At 38.9% G+C, this 22,896-nt stretch carries 17 protein-coding genes; 2 read left to right on the top strand and 15 right to left on the bottom strand.

Going from position 1 to position 22,896, the window contains the following annotated elements; all coding sequences use genetic code 11:
• Nucleotides 1–9: 9 nt before the first annotated feature.
• Entirely contained in the window at nt 10–870 is an 861-nt protein-coding gene (locus DU508_RS04600) for a ferritin-like domain-containing protein (RefSeq protein ID WP_115401637.1), read from the top strand.
• 1,050 nt (nt 871–1,920) lie between these two features.
• On the opposite strand, the gene DU508_RS04590 is transcribed toward DU508_RS04600, so the two are convergent.
• Entirely contained in the window at nt 1,921–2,859 is a 939-nt protein-coding gene (locus DU508_RS04590; RefSeq protein ID WP_233509392.1) for an oxidoreductase, read from the bottom strand.
• Nucleotides 2,852–3,730 carry an SDR family NAD(P)-dependent oxidoreductase gene (locus tag DU508_RS04585; protein WP_115401635.1) on the bottom strand — a complete coding sequence of 293 codons (879 nt, stop codon included), beginning with the start codon at nt 3,728–3,730 and terminating at the stop codon, nt 2,852–2,854. Before DU508_RS04585 ends, DU508_RS04590 begins: the two co-directional genes overlap by 8 nt.
• Nucleotides 3,731–3,838: 108 nt before the next feature.
• Between DU508_RS04585 and DU508_RS04580 the strand changes: the two genes are divergently transcribed.
• Nucleotides 3,839–4,177 (top strand): winged helix-turn-helix transcriptional regulator, encoded by a 339-nt coding sequence (locus tag DU508_RS04580; protein ID WP_115401634.1) that lies wholly within the window; start codon nt 3,839–3,841, stop codon nt 4,175–4,177.
• A gap of 197 nt (nt 4,178–4,374) precedes the next feature.
• Here DU508_RS04580 and DU508_RS04575 read toward each other — a convergent pair whose 3' ends face one another.
• From DU508_RS04575 to DU508_RS04515, 13 genes are all read right to left on the bottom strand, one after another.
• The gene (locus DU508_RS04575) at nt 4,375–4,956 is read right to left on the bottom strand and encodes a YdeI/OmpD-associated family protein (RefSeq protein ID WP_394341366.1); all 582 of its coding nucleotides are present in this window, start codon (nt 4,954–4,956) and stop codon (nt 4,375–4,377) included.
• 21 nt (nt 4,957–4,977) lie between these two features.
• Nucleotides 4,978–5,379: a DoxX family protein gene (locus tag DU508_RS04570; protein WP_115401632.1), complete on the bottom strand. Its 402-nt coding sequence runs from the start codon at nt 5,377–5,379 to the stop codon at nt 4,978–4,980.
• Between the two features lie 2 nt (nt 5,380–5,381).
• Complete coding sequence (locus DU508_RS04565) at nt 5,382–5,846, bottom strand: SRPBCC family protein (RefSeq protein WP_115401631.1); 465 nt, start codon at nt 5,844–5,846, stop codon at nt 5,382–5,384.
• Nucleotides 5,847–5,848: 2 nt separating this feature from the next.
• Nucleotides 5,849–6,169, bottom strand: coding sequence for an ArsR/SmtB family transcription factor (locus DU508_RS04560; RefSeq protein WP_115401630.1), 321 nt, complete (start codon nt 6,167–6,169; stop codon nt 5,849–5,851).
• Between the two features lie 300 nt (nt 6,170–6,469).
• Nucleotides 6,470–7,942 (bottom strand): serine hydrolase domain-containing protein, encoded by a 1,473-nt coding sequence (locus DU508_RS04555; protein WP_115401629.1) that lies wholly within the window; start codon nt 7,940–7,942, stop codon nt 6,470–6,472.
• Between the two features lie 160 nt (nt 7,943–8,102).
• A complete protein-coding gene (locus DU508_RS04550; protein ID WP_158542124.1) occupies nt 8,103–8,546 on the bottom strand; it encodes an SRPBCC family protein in 444 nt (147 codons plus the stop codon).
• A gap of 39 nt (nt 8,547–8,585) precedes the next feature.
• Complete coding sequence (locus DU508_RS04545) at nt 8,586–9,002, bottom strand: VOC family protein (protein WP_115401627.1); 417 nt, start codon at nt 9,000–9,002, stop codon at nt 8,586–8,588.
• 78 nt (nt 9,003–9,080) lie between these two features.
• A complete protein-coding gene (locus DU508_RS04540) occupies nt 9,081–9,479 on the bottom strand; it encodes a hypothetical protein (protein ID WP_115401626.1) in 399 nt (132 codons plus the stop codon).
• A 98-nt stretch (nt 9,480–9,577) separates the two neighbouring features.
• Nucleotides 9,578–10,147 carry a Crp/Fnr family transcriptional regulator gene (locus DU508_RS04535; protein WP_115401625.1) on the bottom strand — a complete coding sequence of 190 codons (570 nt, stop codon included), beginning with the start codon at nt 10,145–10,147 and terminating at the stop codon, nt 9,578–9,580.
• A gap of 624 nt (nt 10,148–10,771) precedes the next feature.
• Nucleotides 10,772–14,764 carry a hypothetical protein gene (locus DU508_RS04530; protein ID WP_115401624.1) on the bottom strand — a complete coding sequence of 1,331 codons (3,993 nt, stop codon included), beginning with the start codon at nt 14,762–14,764 and terminating at the stop codon, nt 10,772–10,774.
• Nucleotides 14,765–14,787: 23 nt separating this feature from the next.
• Entirely contained in the window at nt 14,788–19,836 is a 5,049-nt protein-coding gene (locus DU508_RS04525) for a hypothetical protein (protein ID WP_115401623.1), read from the bottom strand.
• Nucleotides 19,837–20,289: 453 nt separating this feature from the next.
• On the bottom strand, nt 20,290–20,748 hold the full coding sequence (locus DU508_RS04520; protein WP_199562639.1) for an organic hydroperoxide resistance protein: 459 nt from the start codon (nt 20,746–20,748) through the stop codon (nt 20,290–20,292).
• Between the two features lie 85 nt (nt 20,749–20,833).
• On the bottom strand, nt 20,834–21,895 hold the full coding sequence (locus DU508_RS04515) for an alpha/beta fold hydrolase (protein ID WP_115401622.1): 1,062 nt from the start codon (nt 21,893–21,895) through the stop codon (nt 20,834–20,836).
• Between the last annotated feature and the right edge of the window lie 1,001 nt (nt 21,896–22,896).

The raw sequence follows: 22,896 nt of genomic DNA, 5'->3' as shown, positions 1-22,896 counted from the left end.
TCAGAAATTATGAATATCTTAAATATATTAGACGAAATTGAAAAAGTTGATGGAGAGATCTATGAAAGATTAAATCCACGCAGAGCGGCAATGAGAAGTTTTTTCAATGTTGGAAAAAAAATCTCATTAGCAGCATTACCATTGGCACTGGGCTCGATGTTCCAAAAAGCTTATGGACAAACAAATCCTTCGAGTGTGGTTGAAGTACTAAACTTTGCCCTTGCTTTGGAGCATTTGGAATATAATTACTACAACAGAGCGTTATCGACCACCGGTTTAATACCTTCAGGCGCGGCAACCACCGCCATTACAACCATCCGTACGCATGAGCTTGCTCACGTTAACTTGTTAAAAAGTGCAATTAGTGCCGCTGGTGGCACCCCGATCAATTTAGTAGAGGCTAACTTCGATTTCACAGCAGATGGGACTTTTGGAGACGTTTTCACAAATTATCAAACATTTTTGAAAGTGGCTACAGCTTTCGAAGATACTGGTGTAAGGGCTTATAAAGGTCAGGCTCCTGTATTAAAAGAAATGCCGGTACTAACAACGGCATTGCAGATTCACTCCGTAGAGGCTCGTCATGCAGCACACTTGCGTCAAATGACAGCAGCTGCACTTGGAGTAGCATTAAAACCATGGGTTAGCTTAGGTGCAAACGGTGTTTCTAATGATACCGGTATTCCACAGGTTGATGCGGTTTATGTTCGTGAAAACAATACCATTCAGGCAACTTATGAAATTACAGGTATTAATGGCACGGCTGTAACCAAAACTGCAGCAGCAGAATCCTTTGATGAATTTTTAACTGGTGCGGAGGTTAAAAATATTGCTAACTTATTCATTAGAACAGGTTTCAAATTAACATAGCTGAAAAGTTTACATTATTGATTAGGTAATGTTTAGTTTAAGGTAGGGAGGTAGAACTTAGGTTTTACTTCCCTTTTTTGATTAGGATTTGTAAGATTTAAAGATTTTTAGATCAAGGTGCACCTGGCGAAAGCTTTAAGATTATCTTCGATGAGCAATCGTGGAGGTGGTAAAAAAAACCTCTCCCTATCAAAGCTTGTGGTTTAGGCCGGTTTGTGCTGTCCCTCTCCTTGAAGAGCGGGAAACAAAGGTTTTGGGGAATATTCTAAATTCATTGAATTTGGTTGATTGTTCTTAAATGTTTTAGGTTGTAAAAAAACCTCTCCCTGTTAAAGTTTGTGGTTTAGGCGGTTTGTGCTGTCCCTCTCCTTGAAGAGAGGGAAACAAAGGTTTTGGGGGATATTCTAAATTCTCCGAATTTGGTTGATTGTTCTTAAATGTTTTAGGTTGTAAAAAAACCTCTCCCTGTTAAAGTTTGTGGTTTAGGCCGGTTTGTGCTGTCCCTCTCCTTGAAGAGAGGGAAACAAAGGTTTTGGGGAATATTCTGAATTTGGTTGATTGTTCTTAAGTGTTTTAGGTGGTAAAAAAAACCTCTCCCTGTCAAAGTTTGTGGTTTAAGCCAGTTTGTGCTGTCCCTCTCCTTGAAGAGCGGGAAACAAAGGTTTTGGGGAATATTCTAATTCTCTGAATTTGGCTGATTGTTCTTAAATGTTTTAGATTGTAAAAAACCTCTCCCTGTTAAAGTTTGTGGTTTAGGCCGGTTTGTGCTGTCCCTCTCCTTGAAGAGAGGGAAACAAAGGTTTTGGGGAATATTCTAAATTCATTGAATTTGGTTGCTTGTTCTTATGTGTCTTAGGTGGTAAAAAAACCTCTCCCTGCCAAAGTTTTTGGTTGGCCGGTTTGTGCTGTCCCTCTCCTTGAAGAGCGGGAAACAAAGGTTTTGGGGAGTATTATAAAATCTCTGTCTGCGGTGGTAACAGTATCTTCCTGCTTCTAACAAGCTTGTTTTGAAGTGTAAGCATAATTCTTTTTCAAAAGCAATTTTATCTTTTAAAACCGGAACTTTACTTCAGTAGCACTTTCTGCATATTTCCACAATTTCTTCGCTAATTTCTCGTCATTCATTGTAGGGGTGCTGTGTTTAGAAAGCGTAGGATATCCTGAATATTCATGTTCTCCATCAGGTCCAAAGAATTCGCCACCTTTAACTGAAGCATCTGTTGCTGCAAATAAGGAGGGTAAAGCACCCTGCCATGGCTGCATTACATCTTCATATTCGGCAAACATACCTTCTAATTGCTCTCCTGGAATATGACGTTGCAAATCGGTACGGGTAACTCCAGGGTGGGCCGCTGCGGAAATCATATTTAAATTGGATGTTTTTACTTTTCTGTTTAATTCGTAAGTGAATAAAATGTCTGCCAGTTTGCTTACTGCATATGCTTCCCACTCATTATACGGTTTTTCTAATTTGAGATTTTCGAAATCGATATTATCTGTTAAAGTTGCTGCACCGCTTGAAAGTGTTACCACTCTTGAATTCGAAGATTTTTTCAGTAACGGAAATAAATGCCCTGTCAGTGCAAAATGCCCTAAAAAGTTTACTCCGAATTGTAATTCAAATCCATCGTCAGTTTTGGATGCCGGTGGAATCATTACCCCCGCATTGTTGATGAGAATATCGAGTTGCTGATGTTTATTTTTAAATTCATCTGCAAATGATTTGATTTGAGCAAGATTGGCAAGATTGAGTATTCCAAAATCTAATTTACCTTTTCCTTTGGTTTCTGATTGAATTTTATTAACTGCTTCACTTGCTTTATGTGCATTTCTTACGGCAATGGTTACATGGGCTCCTGCTTCATATAGCGCTTTAGCGGTTTCATAACCGATACCTGTATTTGCTCCCGTTACAATAGTTGTTTTTCCTGTTAAATCAGGCATGTTTTCTTTTGTCCACATATTTTTTTGATTTTTGTAGTTAAACATTTTTGTTAATCAGGTTTTCCGTTCTGGTTCTGCAATAGTTCCAAATGATTTGCTCATTTTGTTTACTATAATATTTTTCAGAAGGTAATTTGATTTTTTTGTTTTCAAAATATTTTCCGTTTACTGATTTTACTTCATCAGAAACGGCCAGATGAATGATCGTTTCTGCTCCCTGTTCTGGAGTTTTAAAAAATGGCCTTACCAATTTTCCGAAGAAATTGAGCAAACCGCCTAAATTACTGTTCACACCAAAATTAGTTACCACAGCTCCGGGATGTAATGTGTTAACCGTAACGTTATACAATCCCTGGCTACTCAATTGTTCTGATAAGTATTGACTAATCCATATCAGAAAAAGTTTTGCGTTTCCATAAGCTACGAGTGGATTGTAGTTATGTTTAAGTTCAATATCGCTTAAACGGGGTTTTGCATTCAATTTATGTGAATTGGAAGAAACATTGATGATTCTTCCATCCTCACTTCTTTTCAATAAATCCAACAATAAATTTGTTAGTAAAAATGGTGCAAGAAGATTAACTGAAATTGTGGCTTCAATTCCTTCTGCCGTTTCTTTTCGGTCTTTGCTCATTATTCCGCCTGCGTTATTAATCAGAATATCCAATCTGTCATGTTTATTGATAAAAGTTTCAGCTACTTTTTTAATATCTCTCATCAAAAACAAATCTCCAATGAAATAATCTATATTTTCATTACCTGTTATCTTCTTTATTTCTTTGCAAACTGCTGCCGTTTTTTCTTCATTTCTTCCGTGTATAATTACCCGATAGTGCTTACTTGCCAAACCAAGTGCAGCTGCTTTTCCAATACCTCCGGTTGCTCCTGTTATGAACGCTGTTTTTTGTTGTTTCATTTGTTTTGTTTTAACTTACAAACTTAAGTACATTTGATAACCATTAGTAAGTACTAACCAATTAGATAGTGCTTTCAAACTGGTTAGTAATGGTTTTTATGAGTAATTATGGCAAAAAGTACAGAATATATTCAATGTGATACAGCAACGCTACGTGCTATTCATGATGCTATGGAAACCCTGAAACTGCCAATTCTTCTGTCATTAAAAGGCGGAGCAAAACGTTTCAGGCAGATTGGGAGAGAGGTAGAGGGTATCAGCGATAAGATGTTGTCTAAAGAGTTAAAGGATTTGGAAACCAACTTATTGGTAAAACGAACAGTGTACGATACATTCCCACCTACGGTTGAATACGTAATGACTGAACATGCAGACTCCTTGCAGGAGGTAATGTTTGCACTAAAAAAATGGGGCGTGTCACATCGCAAAAAGATTGTAGGCAAGTAATAAATAAAGTGCTACCACGTTTGGTTTTGCCTTATGCATATTTGTTTACCGGAGGATGGTTGTTTAAAACAATTCTGTTTCATGCTTTAATGATAATTTGATGTTTTGCGATTCCAATTTACTGGCTCAGAGACATCAAACTGCTCCAGAGCTTATGTTTTTGCATAGAAGCGTATCTGGCAATGGGTTTTGTGTTTTTAGTCGTCCAAGCCTTTGTTTTCGAGAATTTTTGGAATGTATTTTTCAACCCGATCCATTCTCGTTTTAGATTGTTTAGCGGAAGAAAAATAGAGCAGGTATCCTCGTTGTCTGCCAGGTGTTAATTTGTAAAAAGCACTTTTTAAGTCGGGCATTTCCTCTAATGCAGATTGAAATTCTTCCGGCATTTCATATTCAGTTGTGGTTTTCATTTCAACTTTCAAACCCGCTTTGTCATTTTTAACGGCTTCTTTTATGTATGCCTTTATGGTTGATTTATTTTTAAGAATTTCCTCAATGTCGAAAAAACGGATTTGCCTAGCAGACTGCACATTTTTTGTTTGTTGCACTAAAATTTTTTTCGGGTCTTTAAGCAAAGCTCCCTGCATAAACAACAGCGCACAATAATTTTTGAAACCGTGTATTAAAACAATGTTGCTTTTTTGATTGGTGTAGCAAGGACAACCCCATTTTAATTCTTCTGTTAAGCCGCAATCAAGCACTATCTCCCGTAGTTCCTGGTAGGCTTCCTGCCATTTACCTGATTTATTAAAAAACCAATCTACCATTGAGTTCATCATACTTATTTGTTTTATAATTAATTATTTTGTTTTTCTCTCCGCAGGTCTAAAATACCACGACACAACTGTTAGTGTTAAAAGTAATGTTGGTCCAAATAATTCAACAGCTTTATCGCCAACTGCCAAATGCGATAAAATGGCTCCTGACATGGCAAAGAAAAATCCTGCATAGGCCCATTCTTTTAGCAAAGGAAGTTTAGGAATCAGTACTGCTATTACACCTAATATTTTCCAAACACCAATTATGGTTAGAAAATAACCTGGATAGCCTAAACCTAAAGAAGTCTTATCAACTTCTTCTTTTATTTTTAGCAGCTGAACAATCCCTGTCGAAGTCATTCCTAATGCCAGCCAAACAGTTGCGATCCAATAGATGATTTTATTTAACCTTGTTGAGCTCGAGAGTCCGGGTTGCTTTGCCATATTTATTTTAATTTGTTCACAATTTCTTGTAGTCTGTTGTGTGCCATATTGATTCCTTGTGTAAATGGCATTTGCAACAATTGGTTTCTGAACTCAATGGATTTAAACAAGATGTGCATAGTAAGTTTGCTTGTTTCGTCAGTTAGTTTTTCAAAGGTTAAGTATTCGAGCTGAACAGGAAAAGGCGTATTCTCCATTTCAAAAGTTCGCGTAATTTTTTGGTTCGGAACAAATTCGTGTATTGTTCCGTTTGCCCGAAAAACTACATTTCCGTTGTGCGATGTTTCAAACGCGTAAGAGCCGTGTTTTTTGTTTTCCATTTTCAACACTTTCGTACCCATCCATTCTTCAAAAAGCTCGGGTTCCTGGTATGCTTTAAAAAGTAACTCCAAGGGTAAATCAAATTCCCTTGTGATTACGATTTCCTGCTTGTCGTTTTCGGCATTGACTTTGGTTTTTTGTTCCATTGTTACTTGTTTTTATATTTTTTCATTACAGCTTCTAATTTGTTAAACCTGTCATCCCACATTTGTCTGAATGGCTCAATAAAGTCGGCCACTTCTTTCATCTTTTTAGCATTGATGTGATAATAAATTTCCCTGCCGCTTTGCTCTTGTGTAAGCAATTCGCACTCAGTAAGAATTTGTAAATGCTTTGAAACAGTTGGACGTGCAGTATCAAAGTTCGAAGCAATTACACCTGCAGTCATGGCCTGCGAGGTAACCAGTAAAAGTATTGCTCGTCTTGTTGGATCGGCAATGGCCTGAAAAACATCTCGTCTTAAATTCATCAATCGTATTTATTTTTTTATTGTCTGATGGAACTTTGGTTTGTTATGAAGTTATTTGACTACAAATATAAATGTAGTTATTTGACTACGCAAATTTTTTATAAAAAACTTTATGTCTCTTGTCTTTTTCTTTGTAGTAACTTGTTGATAATTTAATGTTTACTATTTTCTGATTTTGAAAAAAACCAAAATATATGGGTAAGGTATCCGTTTAGAGGTATTTAAAATACGCCAGTGGTTTATTGAATTGTCATTATTGCTTTTTTCCCTTTTTTTGGAATATGCAGGGATTGAATTTTGTTATTTAGTTACAGCAATTCCTTTTAGTAGTACATTTCTCTTGTTAGTCAAATCTTGAAAATCAAAATCAACACTGTTTTCATAAAAAACGAATGAGAACTTATATAAATTTATTTTGCAAAGCCTATTGTAATCCATAATTAATTTGTTCTTGTCCCAGAAACTTTTAATGGCAATAGGTAAACCAAATACGTGTTCTTTTGATATTTTATATTTATTGCCCATTCCAATAGGATGTTGTTCTTTAGAACCATCAGTGAAATCAAGTACGAGATAATATTCTTTATTTCTTTTTTCAAACCGGATGGTATTCCACTCCAAATCATTTTTTTCCAAATGAAAAGTCTTATTTAACATACTTGCAGAAAAGCCATTTCCATCGATACTTTTTCTATCAATACTCTTTATACCGGGCGATTCTATCGTTTTTATCAAATTTTTTAATTCGGCATTGTGCGTTTCATCTTTATGATATGATTTAATTGATTCGAGCACAAGATTATCAATATCTCCCGAATTTAATCCTCCTCCGGTCACTGCTATTACTAAATTTTTCTCTCTAAGAATGAACAATCGCTGGCCTCCTCTTCCAAGTGCCTGAATTTCATCCGGATTTTCACTATCAAGCCACCAGCCGTAACCATAAGATTCAGTACCATGTATATAATACAATGGTTTTATTTTCTTAAGCCATTCATTTGAAATGATCTGTTTTCCGTTCCATTTTCCATCATTCAATAGCAAACAGCCTATTTTGGCCAAATCATAAGGACTGGCAATAAAATCGCCCCAACCAAAATTAACTCCTATGTCATTCTCTTCCCAATATGTATTACTAAATTGCAATAAATCGAATAGGTATTTCCTGGCAAATTCGTGGCATTTCATTTTAGTTGCTCTTTGTAGAATTTCTGCGAGCAGATAAAAATTGCCACTGCAATAAGAGAATTTCTCTCCTGGTTCTGATGAAAATGAAAGAGCAAACATAAATTCTACCCAATCAGGATTTTCCTGCATTTGTTGTAATTCTTTTTCTCTATCATTCCAACTGCATTGCCACCCTGATGCCATGTTAAGCAAGTGCTTTATCCTTATATTTTTTAGTGTATCATTTTTTACTGTGTACTCTGGGAAATATGTAATTACTTGTTCATCTTCATTTTTAATAAATCCTTTATCGATTGCTATGCCAATCAATAGCGAAGTAATACTCTTTGTAACAGATGCTATATCATGAACATAGTTTTTCTGGAATGGATAAAAACAGGCATCCAGTACAATATGATCATTCCTGATAACTAACAGGCTATGGATATTCGTGTTATCTTGTTTAAGCTTTTGGATCCCATTGATGAGTGTCAAAGAGCTCATGCCCTGCTCCTCTGGAGAAGATACTTTCCAGGGAATATTTTTCTGTCCATAACCCTTAGTTATGATAGAGAAGATGCAAAAAAATATGTAATAATATTTCATTTTTGTACTGCTTTAATGGCACACAACGTGTTTGGGCGCTGCTACAATCGGAAATTTGAAAACTTTCAGCCTAAATTTACCACTAAAGTTTTACAGTAGCACAACAGTTGAATAAATTCCGTCAGCCACTATAACGCCATCCGCTTGTGACCAGCAGTTGCTATTCTTCAGCATTTTCAAGATAGCGTTTTAATGTTTGTAAAACTGTTGGCCAGGCCTGCTTAACCGCTTCATAATACCAATCCCAGTCAGCCCCGTGTTGATACCCTTCTTGACAAAGGTATATTTCTGAGATGTTACCTTTTTCTTTTGTCTTTATGGTTAATGTCATTGGTCCAAGAAATGACTTGTCGGGATTGAGATAAACAAAATTGTCGATAACAAGTGTACTTTTGGGATTGTAGTTACTTATTATACCAGTTGAAATAAATCCTATTGCTTTGTCGCTGATGTTCCAGGCAAGCGTATAAAGTCCACCGACTTTTTTTTCAATAAGTGTTCGCTCCACACCCCACCAGTCTTTAAGCATTTTAGTGTCTGTAAAAGCAGATATTATAATGTCTGTGCTTGCTTTTATGTTTTCTATTACTTCAACTTTTTTCATAGCGTCCATTTTAACATGTCAATTTACTAATATTATTCTTCAGAAACCGGTTTGTTGCTTTGCCTCTTTACTTATATCCTGTCCGAATACAATTTCATATCCGTTGTTATCCCATATTGAAAAATCCCTTACCAACCATTCCTGGTTTCCGATCTCATATTTAACGGTTACTTTATCTTTTATTTGTTCCCAAAGTTCATCAACATTTTCTGTGTCAATATAAATGCTGCCTGTAAAGTGTGGTTTTGGAAAAAAATCTTCATTATTTTCAGGGGCTTTGCAATCTTCAGGTTCATCAACAGGAATAACGGTCATGATTTCTATGTCATCTCTTTTCAATGCTGCAAACCTGTCAACCTGGTAGCGGCAAGTAAAGCCTAGTATGTCCACATAAAATGTGATGGTTTCCTGCAAGTTTTTAGTCCATAAAATCGGAGTTAGCTTTCTTAATTTCATAATCAAAAGTTTTTAAATCAAATGTATATGACGGGTTCGTATGTTAATGCTTAAATCTATATTTTATCCAGCTTGTAATTAAATCCTCATATCCCCTGGATAAATACTTCCTTTTGAAAATCCTTCTTGCGTAAACTCTCCATTTATTTTATCTTTTGAAATCTTGCACTTAAAATAGTTAATCGGCTCTGACATTAATTGAAACTGTACCGAGTCATTTATAACAACCATGCTATCTAATGGGATACCGCTTGCTTTTTGGGATGGTGAATTGAAAAAAACAACCGTTTTGGTGGCTTGCATTTTAAATTCAACTGCTATGTTCATTATCGAGCCTTCTCTGTTCATAGTGCCGTCCAATATCCAGAACTTTTGTTTTGGCAAAACACCTGCGGAGTACAAAAGAAAAAAAGTAATATTATGATGAATTTCGTCTTTTGCATAAAAGTCTGTTAACCTAGCTTGGTCATCTAGCATTGCTGGTAACGTGGCTACGGCTTGACGATATTTGAAATTGTCAGTACGTAACTGTTGCTAAATTTAAATAAAAGTTCATTGATTTTGGTAAAAACACTTTACCGGGTGTTTTTTCTTATTCTGCTTAAAGATGATGGTGTAATTCCCAAATAAGAAGCAATGTGTGACAGAGATACGCGATTTACCAAAGCAGGATATTTTTCCATAAACTCAAGATATCGGGTAGCAGCATCCTGCGAAACTAACTGGCTTCTTCTTTCCAATTTTTCGTGATGGTGTTTTGCCGTTATTTTTTGAATGATGTTATCCCAACCAACAATCGTGTCGGAAATTTCTTTCCAATCTTTTCTTGAAAATACAACGAGTTTACAATCAGTAATCGCCTGTAAATATTCTGAAGGCGTGTAGTTCGTTTCAGTGTTATGCCCATCTAAAATCAAATGGTTTTCATCAATAAAGTAACGGGTGTTTTCTTCGCCTTTATTGGTATAATAATACACCCGGAGAACGCCATCTGTAATAAAACCAATCTGTTTTACCATTTTTCCTGCTTCCCAATAATAATCGTCTTTGCGAAGTGCCAATTCATCTGCCCTTTTTGAAATGAAGTCTATTTGCTGTTGATTCAGATTACCAAACTGCAAAATGTAATCTATAAATTCTTTCATTTCGCAATTTAGTTAAATGTGATATTTAAGGATTTGTCATTTGGCAAAAAAATAATTTATGATTTTACCTTAAATAATTTGGCAATTCGTTTCTTCCATATAAAAGTGATTTCTGGATTTATTAATCTGGGTTCCAGTTAATACTTAAACAAAAATCGGATGTTTTTCAGAAACCTTTGTTTAGTCATTCCTCATCATGCTAAACCCATTATTCATTATGCTGAATTTATTTTTCAAGGGGATTAGTGTTTTCAATGGTCTTTCTCGTTTATAAATACCCCGAAATAAATTCAGGGTAACGAATGTTTAGATCAGGTGTCTAATGAATAATTGAAAGATATATTAATTTCCGAACTTAAGCTTTTAACCCTTTAGTTATATGCCTGGAAATGATCACGCCTTGTTGCAGCAGTATCAGTTTAGTGCATAGTCAGTTAGCCAAAAGGGTTTCATCCTTATCTCCTGCGTGTCTTGTTCAGTAAAATGTAGTTTTTTTTCGAACAAAAGACGAACGGGGTGGCAAGCTGCTAATGGCTTGCCACCCTGTTAAATAAGCATTTTTATCGTTTGAAATCTAATCATGAAAAAGCTTCAGATTTGGGAATAATATCAACTGTTATAACATCAGCAATCATCACAACACACTTCGGCAACCGGTACCAGTGCAGAAGTTCGGTAAATTCTGTAATTGCCCAGCCCCGTTGTTAAAGGATTTAAGGGTTCGGCAGTGGCTGCGGCTCTGATCTCTTTACGGTAACGCCTGTCGAGTTGCCATTGGTTTTCCATTGGAAACATTTCAACACATAATACACTTAAATTCATGTGGGTGGGAAGGCCCATTTCGGTTAGTCGGGTTTCAATATTGGCAACCTGTAATACTGCTATTCCTGAACGTGTACCTTCTTCCTGCATTGGAAGCTGATCTTTACGTAAAACCTGCTCTTTTGGCAAATAAGGCATATAACCCGAATGGATCAGCAGATTCCGGTAAGATTTACCATCGGCCTGCCTAACCTGGGTATATAACATGTACCAGAGGGTAGTTTGTGGTGGCATGGCTGAAATATTTCTTCCGTTAAGTACAGCAGTGGCGAACGGGGCGGTAATAATGATTTCGTTTTTATACGTTATTTTCTGAATGCTATCTGTAATCAATGGCGATTTTCGGGTTGAAATTACTTCTAATTTACCGTTCGCCACAGTTTTTGCTGCGGTCTGTGAAATCAAAGGTGTTTTTCTTCTAAACACATTACAAACGAGCGCAGGAGCAGGATGCTGAACACCATTGGCCCTCAATGGTCTGCCATATCTGGCCTGGGCAGTGCTCCACAATTCTTTTTTATGTCCAACCCTGATTTCATAACTAAAAAAGCCAAATAGCTCATCACTATTTGCATGCAAGCCCGGGGGAAGTGGTAGCATATAAAAATTAGATAAACCATTATCGTCGCCTCTTAACATTTCCTGCATGGCGCCCATGCCGGCATAATCATTTTTCATGCCTGGAATTATGGAACGGATTTTCTCTGCATTGATATTTAAAGGTGGGTCTACCGGATCAAAGCTGAGCAGCTCATTGCCGACTTTGCAGAGCAGGGGATCGGGTGCATTGGAAAGTACCCTCGCAAAATAGGTGTCGTTGGGATCTTCCGGAGCTGCATCCATCTCCAGCCACAAAAATCTCTGTCTTATCTCTGTAGAGGAATATTTTTCCTCATCGGCAACGTAAGGAGAGAGGGCAATACCGGCAGAAATTAATTTTGGAACCTGCCTTGGTGCAATGGTAACAGGAAGATCGATGTTTTTGGTTATATCTTTATACCCTGTTACGGTATTTGCTTTAAATTTTGCTGTAATCTTATAGTATAAAGTAACTTCATAAGGGAAATCTGTCATGGCCAGTTTTGGATCAAAGGCATCGAAAAAAATCAACCTTGAGTGCGACCTGTCAGGGTTTGATAAGGCGTTAATTGAGGCTGTTCCGCTTACGTTTATTGAGCCAACAACAGGAAATGCCGTGCTGGTTAAAGGTTTTCCTTTTTCTTTCCATTGCCGGCCAATGATGATGCTATCTGGTTTTAAACCATTCCATGTCCAATCTCTTAATAAACTCAAATTAACGCCGATGATCCAATGATTAAAAAGTTCGCCCAATGATGAAAAGGTCAGTGATGAAGAATCGGGCGCAAGCGAATGACGCATCAGACTTGAGCAACCGAACTGTACTCTGGTGCCTTTTTCTCCTTCAAGGCTAAGGTTATGGGCAGTTAGATTAAAGGCATCGGCCAGCCGGCTAATTTCTGCGGGAGTGGTGCTGTTAATTAGATTAATCTCCAGAAACTTACTTGTGGTGATTACTTTATGCTGGTCTATTGGGTTTTCCGGTTGTAAATATACTGCCTTAAAGCCACCATCTATTTCTGAAAATAAATCAGTTTCGTCTTTTGCGGCTTTAAAAGAACTCAAAATAAGTTTTTTGCCTTCAGCAATGGCGATGTCTGCATAATCATTATCTGCAGATTTAATTATAGGGGTAAAGGTTATCCGCAGATTTCTTGACGTTGGCAGAACCAATTCGCTGGCATTTCCCGTGTTGTTAAAGCCGCCTGTTAAATCTATTACAGGCAAATCCTTGTAAATAATTTTTAAGGGAAATTCCTGGTCGTAATCATTACTGGCAGATGGAAAGGCATATTCTTTTTCATACAATAAGATAAAAGCATCTTTCCCATTTTCAGAACGACCATTATCCATATCTAAGCTCTTCGCCTCAACACGTACCTTGAAAAAATCCACATCAGGATCTGCGAGTCCAATATCCACGCCTTTCTTTTTATTTCCCGCTGGTAAGTTTGCTAAAATAGATTTTAACCGTTCTACCGGATTGGTGTATTTTCCGGTATATACCACAGCAGGATAGCCTAGTAATGGTCTTTTTATTTTGAGGATGGGTTTTGCCGTTGTAATTAAATTTTCAATAATGCTGGTATCTGGTAATGGTACTGATTTTGTTCCCTTAGGAAGTGCATCATAAATTTCATTTATATTGCTGATCTTGATTGCTCCGGCGGCAACATATCTTTTAAAATGCAGGGAAGCCACGGGTTTTTCACCTCCGTTTAATGCGGGGTCATCAGCGGTTGGGCCGCCACCCGAAATGTCCATCAAACGAACCCTGAATTCATAATCTTCTCCATAGCGCAAGGGTAAAGCATATTTTGGATTCTGGCGATAAGGATGATTAACCTTTTTAGGTATTGCGTTTATTGTATTGGTTGGTACATCGGGGCGGGGTGCAAGCATTTTGCTGCTTTTGAGCATATTGATGTCTTCCGCATCTTTATCGGCAAGGGTTAAGGGAATACCTGCCCAACTGGCAAAATACATGGGCAGCCAAAATCCATCGCCTTTTGAATCGCCATGTGCCGCAGGATGAACCTCTGTTCCCGGCTCAATGATATCACCTGCAGCTGATATTGGAATTGAACCTCCGGCCAATGCTGTAGGGATTTCTACGGTTAAACTATTTTGCGAAAGCCAGTTTGAAGTGCCCGTTTTTCTGGCATCCAGCCGATAACCAAAAACGCCTAAGGGTGCATCAACATTCATTCCTGACTGTTCTTCTTTCTGAAGCATCTGGCGGTTGTACCAGATGGCAATTTGCTCATCATCCCAGCCTAAACGAATGCCAATATCTTTTAATGGCGGGTTCGAGGTATCTCTCTCCTGCAATAAATCCTGATTTACGGGTTGGTTGGCATGTACGATTTTAGCAAAGCCATCATCATAAACAATGGCATCTCTTAAAATCTCATCATAACCGATGTTGTTTTGAGCTGTATCGTAAACGGGAAACTGCACGGCAGCAAATAATCCACGCTTTTCCATTCCTTTTAATGCCGGAATACGTGCCGCGTAACGCATTTTCGCTAAAGCAGCAAAATCACTGCCTGTATTCAGTTCCGTGTAAATCCATCCGCCTTTTTGAAATAGTTTAACATCTGATACCGGAATGGATGCTTTATAAAGTAGTCCGGCTTTTTCGGCGAGTTTTGGATTTCGAAGACAAAATGCCACCACCTTGCCCCACGATAAAGTGTTACGGTTTGTACTTACATCGGTAGTTGGCTGGTTTTTGTTTTTAACTGCACAACTGTACTCATCACCTGTTAAGGCATAACGGGTTTTAGCTTTAACAAAGTTGAATGAAGCACGATAACTCTCTGGCAGGTATTTTCTGATTGAACGATCCTTGTATTTTTCAATGTCAGCCTGCGCTCTTTGAGCTGGTTTTTTCGTTTCGTTATCATCAATTTTCATCCCATCGCTTGCTTCCATTTGTGCTTTTAGGGCCTGCCAGACATTTCTGGTTGAAATAACCGGGTTTTCCAGCGTAATTGCCGGCGAGGAAGAAACATTTGGTGTTATTGGAAGTCCTTCCAAACTATCTATTACCATTACTTTAAATTCCAGTTTTGCATCGGCAAATGCCGGCTGACCGGTTTTTATCGGCAGTAAAGGATTCAGGTTTCTGGGAATGATTAAGATATTGAAATAAATTCTTCCGGCTTTAAAATATTGCGGGAAAGTGAGTATGCATAATGTTGTTGGCTCCATGGTAATGTTTTGAAATTCATTAATTAAGCAATTTGACGGGTTTCTTCCCAGGTTTCGGTAAAGTTGATATCGATAACCCAGAAAATGCTGATATCTAGCGCAAATGTGCACATGGCTATGCAGCTTGTTGGTCCGCCACCGAGTTGTTTCTGAATTTTGCCTGCTGCTTCAATGGCGATGGTAATGGTTACAATTCCTCCAAAAATTTCGGCCCGGCCTCTGAAATAAATAAAGGCACCTACAATAAGCTCTTCTGTATTCAGCGACATATCTACACCGACCATGTACAGCACGGCAACGCTGCCAATAACCGGAAGGCCCACGCATAGCTCCACACCGAAACCAAATTTAAAATATAGGGTTGGCGAACTTTTTAAATCTGCAGCCAAGCCTACCTCGGCTCTTCCTGTGGCATAGATTGTAGCTGCAGCCAGGGAAACGCACATTACCCTTAAATCGGCACCCAATTCTAAAAATGCACCTGCCGAAGGCATCAGCTGATCGATGGTATTCGGGATTTTTATGGGCTGGTTAAAATAACAGCCGATTTTGAAATAGGCATCGAGCTTTAAGGGGGTAGTAGGCGAATTGTAATTAATCGGATCGAAAGGGAATTTTACAAATGGAATTTCCTTGCTGGCTTTAAATTTATAATCCCAGCTATCAGCGCTGTTACTCATGGCTATTTTTAAGCCTTTTTGCACGGCTTCAACTGCATTTGTTGGATCGAGGTTATCTAAGAATTCGAGGATCTGATAAATTTTTTCGAGTGGTTTTGCCAGTTTTAACTGAGGTGCATTGCCCGAACCGATGCCTGGTTCTGCTGCGATTTTGGCAGAGAAATCACCACTGATGGTCATCAGCGACTTAAAAGAAGCCAGATCGACAACAATACTTAAATCTTTAAGGTCATTTTTCCAGTTTCCACCAGCAGCAGAATCAGTTAGGTAGCTGACTAAAGTATTTCGCTTCGTACCATTTTTGGCGTCGCTTTGATATTTTATATACATCCTGAACGGATCGCCGTCCTTTCCAATTACATCAAAAGTAAAGTTATCGGGTAATTTAAAATCATTTATCGCTTTGGAAAGTCCATTTTCCAGAACATTGGTAAGTGAATTGGTTACGTTCTCAATTTTAATGGCATTACCCAAATTCGGGAATGGTCCCTTACTGTTGAGCAGGCGGAAACTATCTGCAAGCAAGGGAGCCTCAGAAATCAGCTTGTTTATTTTCTGGCTGTCGTAACTCGGGTCGGTAAGCAATAATTTTTGTGTACCCGTGTTTTGGATGTAACCAAAGCGTTTTGCAAAATTTGCAGCGCTATTTTTAAGTGCATCCGGCGGGGTAACTTTTGAAACCTGACTTGCGTTACTCAATGTAAATTTAGGCCCTGATTGATTTCTTACGCCCTCCCTGATGATGGGTACACTTTGTTTGTTGGTTATGGGCTGAACATCGCCGCTGGTTTTATCCAGTTCAACAATGCTCCAGCTGCCATCGGCAGGTAACTGTACTGAACCTCTTGCAGCCGTTACAAAAATCACATCACTTTTGTTGTCATTCTGATAGGATGCAGAAACATCCAGGCGGCCTACCTGAACTTTTTGCAGACTACCACCAAGTTTAATTTCGGTATCTACATTTCCGCCAAGAGAATTTTGATTTCGCTTCATCAATTCATTAAAAACCGCTTTTGGAATGGGTACGCCCTGTGGTGTTAATTGCAAATAGCCTTTGAATTGTTTTCCGGGTACTTTTTTGATCTGTCCTTTGCCATTTATATCCAGGTCGGCATTGGCATCGAATGTAACGCCAACAAACTTTGCAATCTGCGCATTGCCAGTGCCGCTTTCGTGAACATAATCTGATGCACTGTTGGAATAATAATCTCCGCCGGAAGGGGTATAGGGGATGCTGATGTAATCGCTTTCGACCTCTTTAATATTGCATACCTCGAACAACCCGTTGATGAGGCCAGGGTGGAAGATATACGGATTTTTAAAGTCCTTTTTTTGCCCGTTTGAGCCTTTTGCCTGAAAAGAAAAATCGAATGTTCCGGGGCTTTTGGCAACCCAGCCGCTATCTTCTCTAAAAATAATGGCGTTATTGCGGCGATAGAAAGTGATGGTTCGGACTACGCAAATTCCATAAGGATAAATCATACTTACGGCCTGCACCACTTCATGAGAAAGCCTGCCCCGCATTACATCAAACTTAACCTGGGCAATATCTCCAAATTTTGCCAGCGGCGCTAACCAGTTGCTATAGGTGCTGGCTCCATAACCGGAAAAATCAATATGCGTAACAGGCACACCTTTAGCACTAATGCCCGATGCAAACACATTGTTAAAAATGGTATGTACACTTTCGCCTAAAATACTTTGAGGCAGCGAATTGCCATTGGCATCGATCAGGTTTTTAAGCTGAATGGTTAAGCCGGCAAGTTCTGGCGGGAAATCAGAAGAGGAGGCTTTATTTGCCGAAATTCTGAATTGCAAACCTCCTTTTAACTTAAGGTTTTGCATCTCAAACTCAGGCTGAATAAAGTCAAGGTGGCGATTGTTCATTGTAGCACGAGCCGGGTTATACGGTGTAAGATTTGCCAGGGAAATTTTGCCGTTAGGTAATGCAAAAAGAATGTTACTGGTAAAGTTTTTTTGTTTTAGATCAGGATTTAATGGTGTTAAGCCATCACTGGCAGATTTTAAATTGTTTTTGAACCTTTTGATGTATTTCATCGGATCGATATCGATAACCTGGGTATCGAATTGCGAGAAAATGGTTGATGGCCCCTGATCGGAAAAGCTTAAGATTCCCTCTTCCGGATCGGCACTTATATCGGGTTTGCTGATATTTACCAAAGGTTCCCAACTAATGTGAGGCAGCGTAAAACCATTTAGCAAAGCCATTGGTGTTCGTAAATTCATTTTCTCAATGGTAACCAATTGCTCCGATTGCTGGTTTACCTTTGCAATGCTTTCGGTTATCATTCTAACCTGATTGAAAGACATCGATACCCCAAGTAAATCGTAATTGGTGCTTAAATCCAAAAGAGAAAAAACATTTGGAGTGCGGAAAATTTCGGAATTATTTAAACGGTTTCCGGCAATTTTGAAATTTTCGGTAACATTCCCGGAAGTAAACACTTCCATTCCGCTAAGTTGGTTGTTGTTTCCTGTAAGGGATGCACCTGCCATTTGCGGAATTGCCTGGGCCTGATTATACAAAAGCTGAAAATCAATATCAACCAATGCCATACCTGATTCGCTTTTTTCCCAATTGCAAAGGGAAGTTAACAAACCCAGCATACTTTGATTATATGTGGCCGCATCTCTGAAGGTATTGATGGCACGGCGGTTGGTAAACAATGAAGCTGAAGTATATGGATGCGGCAAAGTTGGAACCAAATCAAGCAAGCCATAAAGTATGGTAAGCTTTCCTTTTGATAAAGTGTTATTGATATCGAAACTCCCGGCTAATAATATGGCTGCAGGGGGAGTAGAAAGCAGATAGGCATTTTCCAGCGCAAACTGATAAGGAGCGGCCGCTGCTTTCTTCTGCTCGCTGAAAGCGGTTTTGGAAAGTAATTGTTCAGATGGCGCAGCTTCGTTTTCGCTGAGCATATCCTGATCGTAAACCATTACCTGCGAAAGGACCGGTGTTACATATTTTACATAAATGCTATCCTTACTTCGCGGTGCAACCGGCTGGCCATCGGCTTTAATGGGTTTATCTGCATCTATTATGGCATCAGCTAAAGCAGAAATGCCTTCTGCGCCCTCTGCTGCGCAACTGTAATCGAGCTTGCGTTTACGCATAAAGGAAAGGGCCATCCCTGCTTTTATACCCGATTGCTCATCTAAATCCCAAAGCTTATAATTTTCTTTTAAGCCTTTAAAGTCTGCACTGTTTTCGTGAATTAGAAATAAGCCTGGTTCGGCTAAAATGTAAGGTCCTTTTAAATCTACCATTGCATTTGCATCCAAACCTATCCAGCGGCAAGACAATCCGGGTCTGCAGATTACACCTAAAGCCCCATTATTACGAATGGTAAAGGGTTTGGTAATATCCAGCGCAGCTAAAGAAAGGCACCATACCGAATCACGAACAAGGGCGTTCCCCGAAATGTCGAAAAATTCGGAAGTCTTTTTTTTGATTGAAAACTCCGGTAAATCACTTTTAAGTGGAATTAATATTTTGTCGAGATCGGCATTGTAAACAGCAACCTTGGCATTATAGGAAAACTGTCGCTTATCTCCGTATAAGGCCCATGATGAGGTTCCCATTTGACTTATGGAAATTTTTTTGGCGGCATATTGCAGGTTTAGTGAAGGAGGCAGTTTGATTTCTGCACTTCTTGAATCGGAGCCGCATTTACCTTCGCCTTTGAGGGTAAAAGTATTATCGAGCACCAGTTCCAGGCTAAAAGTTACCTCAGCGGTTATGCGTAAGGTATCTGAAGTGATGCCAAGTGCCTTGCTTAGTGTAAGTTTTCCGGAACTGATTTTAAAACCAGCATATTTTGCATTTCCTGCTGCGGTTGCAAATAAATCTGCCCTTAGCCAAATGCTTCCCTTGCTGAGTGTGTAAACATTGGTTGCTCTTGATAATGCCGATAGTTTTAAAGGAATGAGCATTAAAGGTGCAGCATCTCCGGTAACGTAAACGGGAACCAATTTTTCGTAACTCAAAAAATCATACCAGTAGAATCTGCCGTCATTGGCTGTAAACGGACCAAGGGTTTCGGTGGCTTTAGCGATGTTAAGTGCTGAAAATCCTCCGCTTGCATTTAAATTTACAAAAGGACTTTCTCGTCTTACCACCAATGCTTCACTGGTCGCCTTACCGGGTTTGGTTTCCAGAAATTCAGTTAGCGGATTGCTTTTGCTGATGTTCTGGTTGATCAACTCCGGAACATCTGTTTTTAGCAATCGGACACTTTCCTGATTTACATCGGCTGTTTTAAGTTTATTGAGTAATGTATCAAGCTTTTTTGGATTTTCATTAGCTTTTAGTGAAACATCATGAACCAAATTTAGATGGTTGGTTAAAGCGGTAGATTTAGCCATTTGAATTTTATTAATTTGGATTAAAAAACAATGGATTCGGCTTAAAACTAGGGTTGTCGGCAATTCAAAACAGGGAGTATATGTTGTTGGGACGACATGTTTACACTGCTCATAAACAGTGACTAATGATTAAATATAGAAATAAAGTTTTCTAAAATAAAAATAAATTGTTAACAGTCAGTGTGTTAAGGGTGGAAAAAGAAAGAGAAAAAATATTGATGTTCTTTTTGTGAGGGTTAACCTAAAAATCCTTCAAAAAAAGCCTTAGGCGTTGCTTTTGGCGGAAAAATAAGTTTAAGAATTAAAGTTCAAAGATTTATAAATTGGTTGGGCATTGTATTATAAATTAGTGTTTTAGAATATTTCCTGACGTTAAAAAATATTTTCCTTTTGCCCTGGTTCGCGTCCGCAAGAGCCATTTATTTTGGATACGAACTAGGGCGCTTGGTTATTCTAAATAATTACATTGATCTGTACATTGATGTTTCCACGGGTTGCTTTTGAATAAGGACAGGTTTGATGAGCTGCCTCAACAACCGTTTTAGCTTCTTCATACGTTAGCCCTGGCAAGATCACGTTTAATCTGGCTTGCAGACTGAAACCCTCATCTACTAAAGCCAGATCAACCTCTGCATTGATTGCTGTATCTGCAGGAAGTGAAATTTGCAGATGCGGAGCATTATGTTTCATTGCACCGATAAAACATGCAGCCCATCCGGCAGCAAACAACTGTTCAGGATTTGTACCCTTTCCATTACTGCCCGGAGCTGAAAGTGCGGTGTCCAAAAGTCCGTCTTCACTTTTAGCAAATCCTTCTCGTCCGCCATTCACATGTACTTTTCCTGTATAAAGAACTTTATTGATTACGATATTCAAGACATTTGCTGATTCTATTACATTTTGATTTTCCATTTTTTTAAAATTTAATTGTGATTATTTATGATTTGATTTTTTTGGATTTTAACATGTTCTTTTTTAGAGATTAATTTGGTTTATCTTAAGGTTTGCCGGCCATCATATTGGCCTGAATAATAGCATCTGCAAAGGCTTTGGGTGCTTCTTGAGGAAGATTGTGCCCAATGCCACCTGGAAGATTATAATGTGCGTATTTCCCTTTAAACTTAACAGCATAAATGCTTGGATCTGCATGCGGTGCGCCATTTTCATTACCCTCAAGTGTAATGGATGGAATGGTTATTACCGGAGCTGTAGCCAGAATTTTTTCGTATTTATCATACTGACGTTCTCCGTCTGAAAGCCCCAACCTCCATCTGTAATTGTCGATGACAATAGCAACATGATCCGGATTGTTTAATTCAACTGCTGTGGCTTCAAAAGTTTGCTCGTCAAATTCCCACTTAGGAGAGGCTGTTTGCCAAATGAGCTTTGCAAAATCCCTTCGGTTAGCTTCATAACCAAGGCGACCGCGTTCAGTTGCAAAATAAAACTGGTACCACCACGATAGTTCTGCTTTTGGAGCAAGTGGTTTCTTGTTGACTTCCTGACTGCCAATCAGGTATCCGCTTACAGAAACCATTGCTTTACATCGCTCCGGCCATAATGCGGCCATAATATTTGCCGTACGTGCTCCCCAGTCGAACCCTCCAATTACAGCATCATTTATTTTCAAAGCATCCATCAGTGCAATAATATCTGCAGCAATTGCCGACTGTTGCCCGTTTCTGGGGGTTTTCGCTGAAAGAAAAGCAGTTGTTCCATGACCTCGCAGATGAGGCACAATTACCCTGTATCCATCAGCCGCAAGCAAACCAGCCACTTCAGCATAGCTGTGGATGCTATAAGGCCAGCCATGCAAAAGAATAACCGGCTGTCCGTTTACAGGACCAACCTCCGCATAGCCTACGTTTAGTACGCCGGCATTAATCTGTTTTATTTTTTTAAAAGATGCAGTTGATGATTTAGTCTTCCTGCTGCCGGTTGAATTTTTTGGTATCTCCCGGGCATTGAGCAGATTTAATCCAACAAATTCTGCTGCAACAACCGTCATGGCGGCCATGCCTAAAAAGCGCCTTCGACTGTAATTAGATTCGTTTTCCATAATTTTAAATCTTTCATAACTAAAGCTGTTGATTCTATATCAATCAGTTAGGTATGACAAAATTAATTAACATGGGTACTGAGGGGAACCTGAATAGGTGTGAACCGGACATAATGATGTTTCAGTTATACATTTCCAGCTTTGACATAGGTTATGGCGCGGGAATGTGATGTTAGGATTTGGTTCTGGTATCCTAACTTTTAATAGCTAAAGCTTTAAGATTATCTTCGATGAGGACTTCGTGGCTCCCGCCCAATGTCATTAGCTTGAGGAAAAAACAAAAATAATTGTCATTTCTGAACGCCTTTAAGCATGCTAGTCAACCTTTTGAGACGCTCGTCATTGCGAACTGAAGCAGCGGCTTGCGAGGTGGAGTGAAGCAATCTTTCCATACTGAACGATTATGCTACAGCAAAGTAGATTGCTTCGTCGTTCCTCCTCGCAATGACGTTTCGGATGATGAACCCGCATAAACGTACTCGTCATTGCGAACTGAAGAAATAGGCAAGTGAAGTAGAGTGAAGCAATCTGTCCAGTATTGTAACTGTAGCAAAATAGATTGCTTCGTCGTTCCTCCTCGCAATGACGTTTCGGATGATGAACCCGCATAAACGTACTCGTCATTGCGAACTGAAGAAATGGGCAAGTGAAGTAGAGTGAAGCAATCTCTCCGGTATTGTAACTGTAGCAAAATAGATTGTTTCGTCGTTCCTTCTCGCAATGACGTTTCGGATGATGAACCCGCATAAACGTACTCGTCATTGCGAACTGAAGAAATGGGCAAGTGAAGTGGAGTGAAGCAATCTGTCCAGTATTGTAACTGTAGCAAAATAGATTGTTTCGTCGTGCCTCCTCAATAACGGAGTTCTGTGGGACGCATGTTGAAAGTTTAAGATAAACTTCGTTGAAACGCTCGTTATTACCTTAACAGCGGAAGCTTTAAGATTTCCGCCTGCGCGGAAATGACGGCAGTGTATTACAGCTCTTTGCATAAAACAAAT

The sequence above is a fragment of the Pedobacter chinensis genome, assembly GCF_003339865.1.
GTDB classification, from domain to species: domain Bacteria; phylum Bacteroidota; class Bacteroidia; order Sphingobacteriales; family Sphingobacteriaceae; genus Pedobacter; species Pedobacter chinensis.
This window is presented reverse-complemented; position numbering and strand designations above follow the sequence as displayed.

Coding starts and splice junctions, on each gene's coding strand:
- DU508_RS04600 (WP_115401637.1), top strand. CDS start 10: ATGAATATCTTAAATATATTAGACGAAATTGAAAAAGTTGATGGAGAG.
- DU508_RS04590 (WP_233509392.1), bottom strand. CDS start 2,859: ATGTTTAACTACAAAAATCAAAAAAATATGTGGACAAAAGAAAACATG.
- DU508_RS04585 (WP_115401635.1), bottom strand. CDS start 3,730: ATGAAACAACAAAAAACAGCGTTCATAACAGGAGCAACCGGAGGTATT.
- DU508_RS04580 (WP_115401634.1), top strand. CDS start 3,839: ATGGCAAAAAGTACAGAATATATTCAATGTGATACAGCAACGCTACGT.
- DU508_RS04575 (WP_394341366.1), bottom strand. CDS start 4,956: ATGATGAACTCAATGGTAGATTGGTTTTTTAATAAATCAGGTAAATGG.
- DU508_RS04570 (WP_115401632.1), bottom strand. CDS start 5,379: ATGGCAAAGCAACCCGGACTCTCGAGCTCAACAAGGTTAAATAAAATC.
- DU508_RS04565 (WP_115401631.1), bottom strand. CDS start 5,846: ATGGAACAAAAAACCAAAGTCAATGCCGAAAACGACAAGCAGGAAATC.
- DU508_RS04560 (WP_115401630.1), bottom strand. CDS start 6,169: ATGAATTTAAGACGAGATGTTTTTCAGGCCATTGCCGATCCAACAAGA.
- DU508_RS04555 (WP_115401629.1), bottom strand. CDS start 7,942: ATGAAATATTATTACATATTTTTTTGCATCTTCTCTATCATAACTAAG.
- DU508_RS04550 (WP_158542124.1), bottom strand. CDS start 8,546: ATGAAAAAAGTTGAAGTAATAGAAAACATAAAAGCAAGCACAGACATT.
- DU508_RS04545 (WP_115401627.1), bottom strand. CDS start 9,002: ATGAAATTAAGAAAGCTAACTCCGATTTTATGGACTAAAAACTTGCAG.
- DU508_RS04540 (WP_115401626.1), bottom strand. CDS start 9,479: ATGCTAGATGACCAAGCTAGGTTAACAGACTTTTATGCAAAAGACGAA.
- DU508_RS04535 (WP_115401625.1), bottom strand. CDS start 10,147: ATGAAAGAATTTATAGATTACATTTTGCAGTTTGGTAATCTGAATCAA.
- DU508_RS04530 (WP_115401624.1), bottom strand. CDS start 14,764: ATGGAGCCAACAACATTATGCATACTCACTTTCCCGCAATATTTTAAA.
- DU508_RS04525 (WP_115401623.1), bottom strand. CDS start 19,836: ATGGCTAAATCTACCGCTTTAACCAACCATCTAAATTTGGTTCATGAT.
- DU508_RS04520 (WP_199562639.1), bottom strand. CDS start 20,748: ATGGAAAATCAAAATGTAATAGAATCAGCAAATGTCTTGAATATCGTA.
- DU508_RS04515 (WP_115401622.1), bottom strand. CDS start 21,895: ATGGAAAACGAATCTAATTACAGTCGAAGGCGCTTTTTAGGCATGGCC.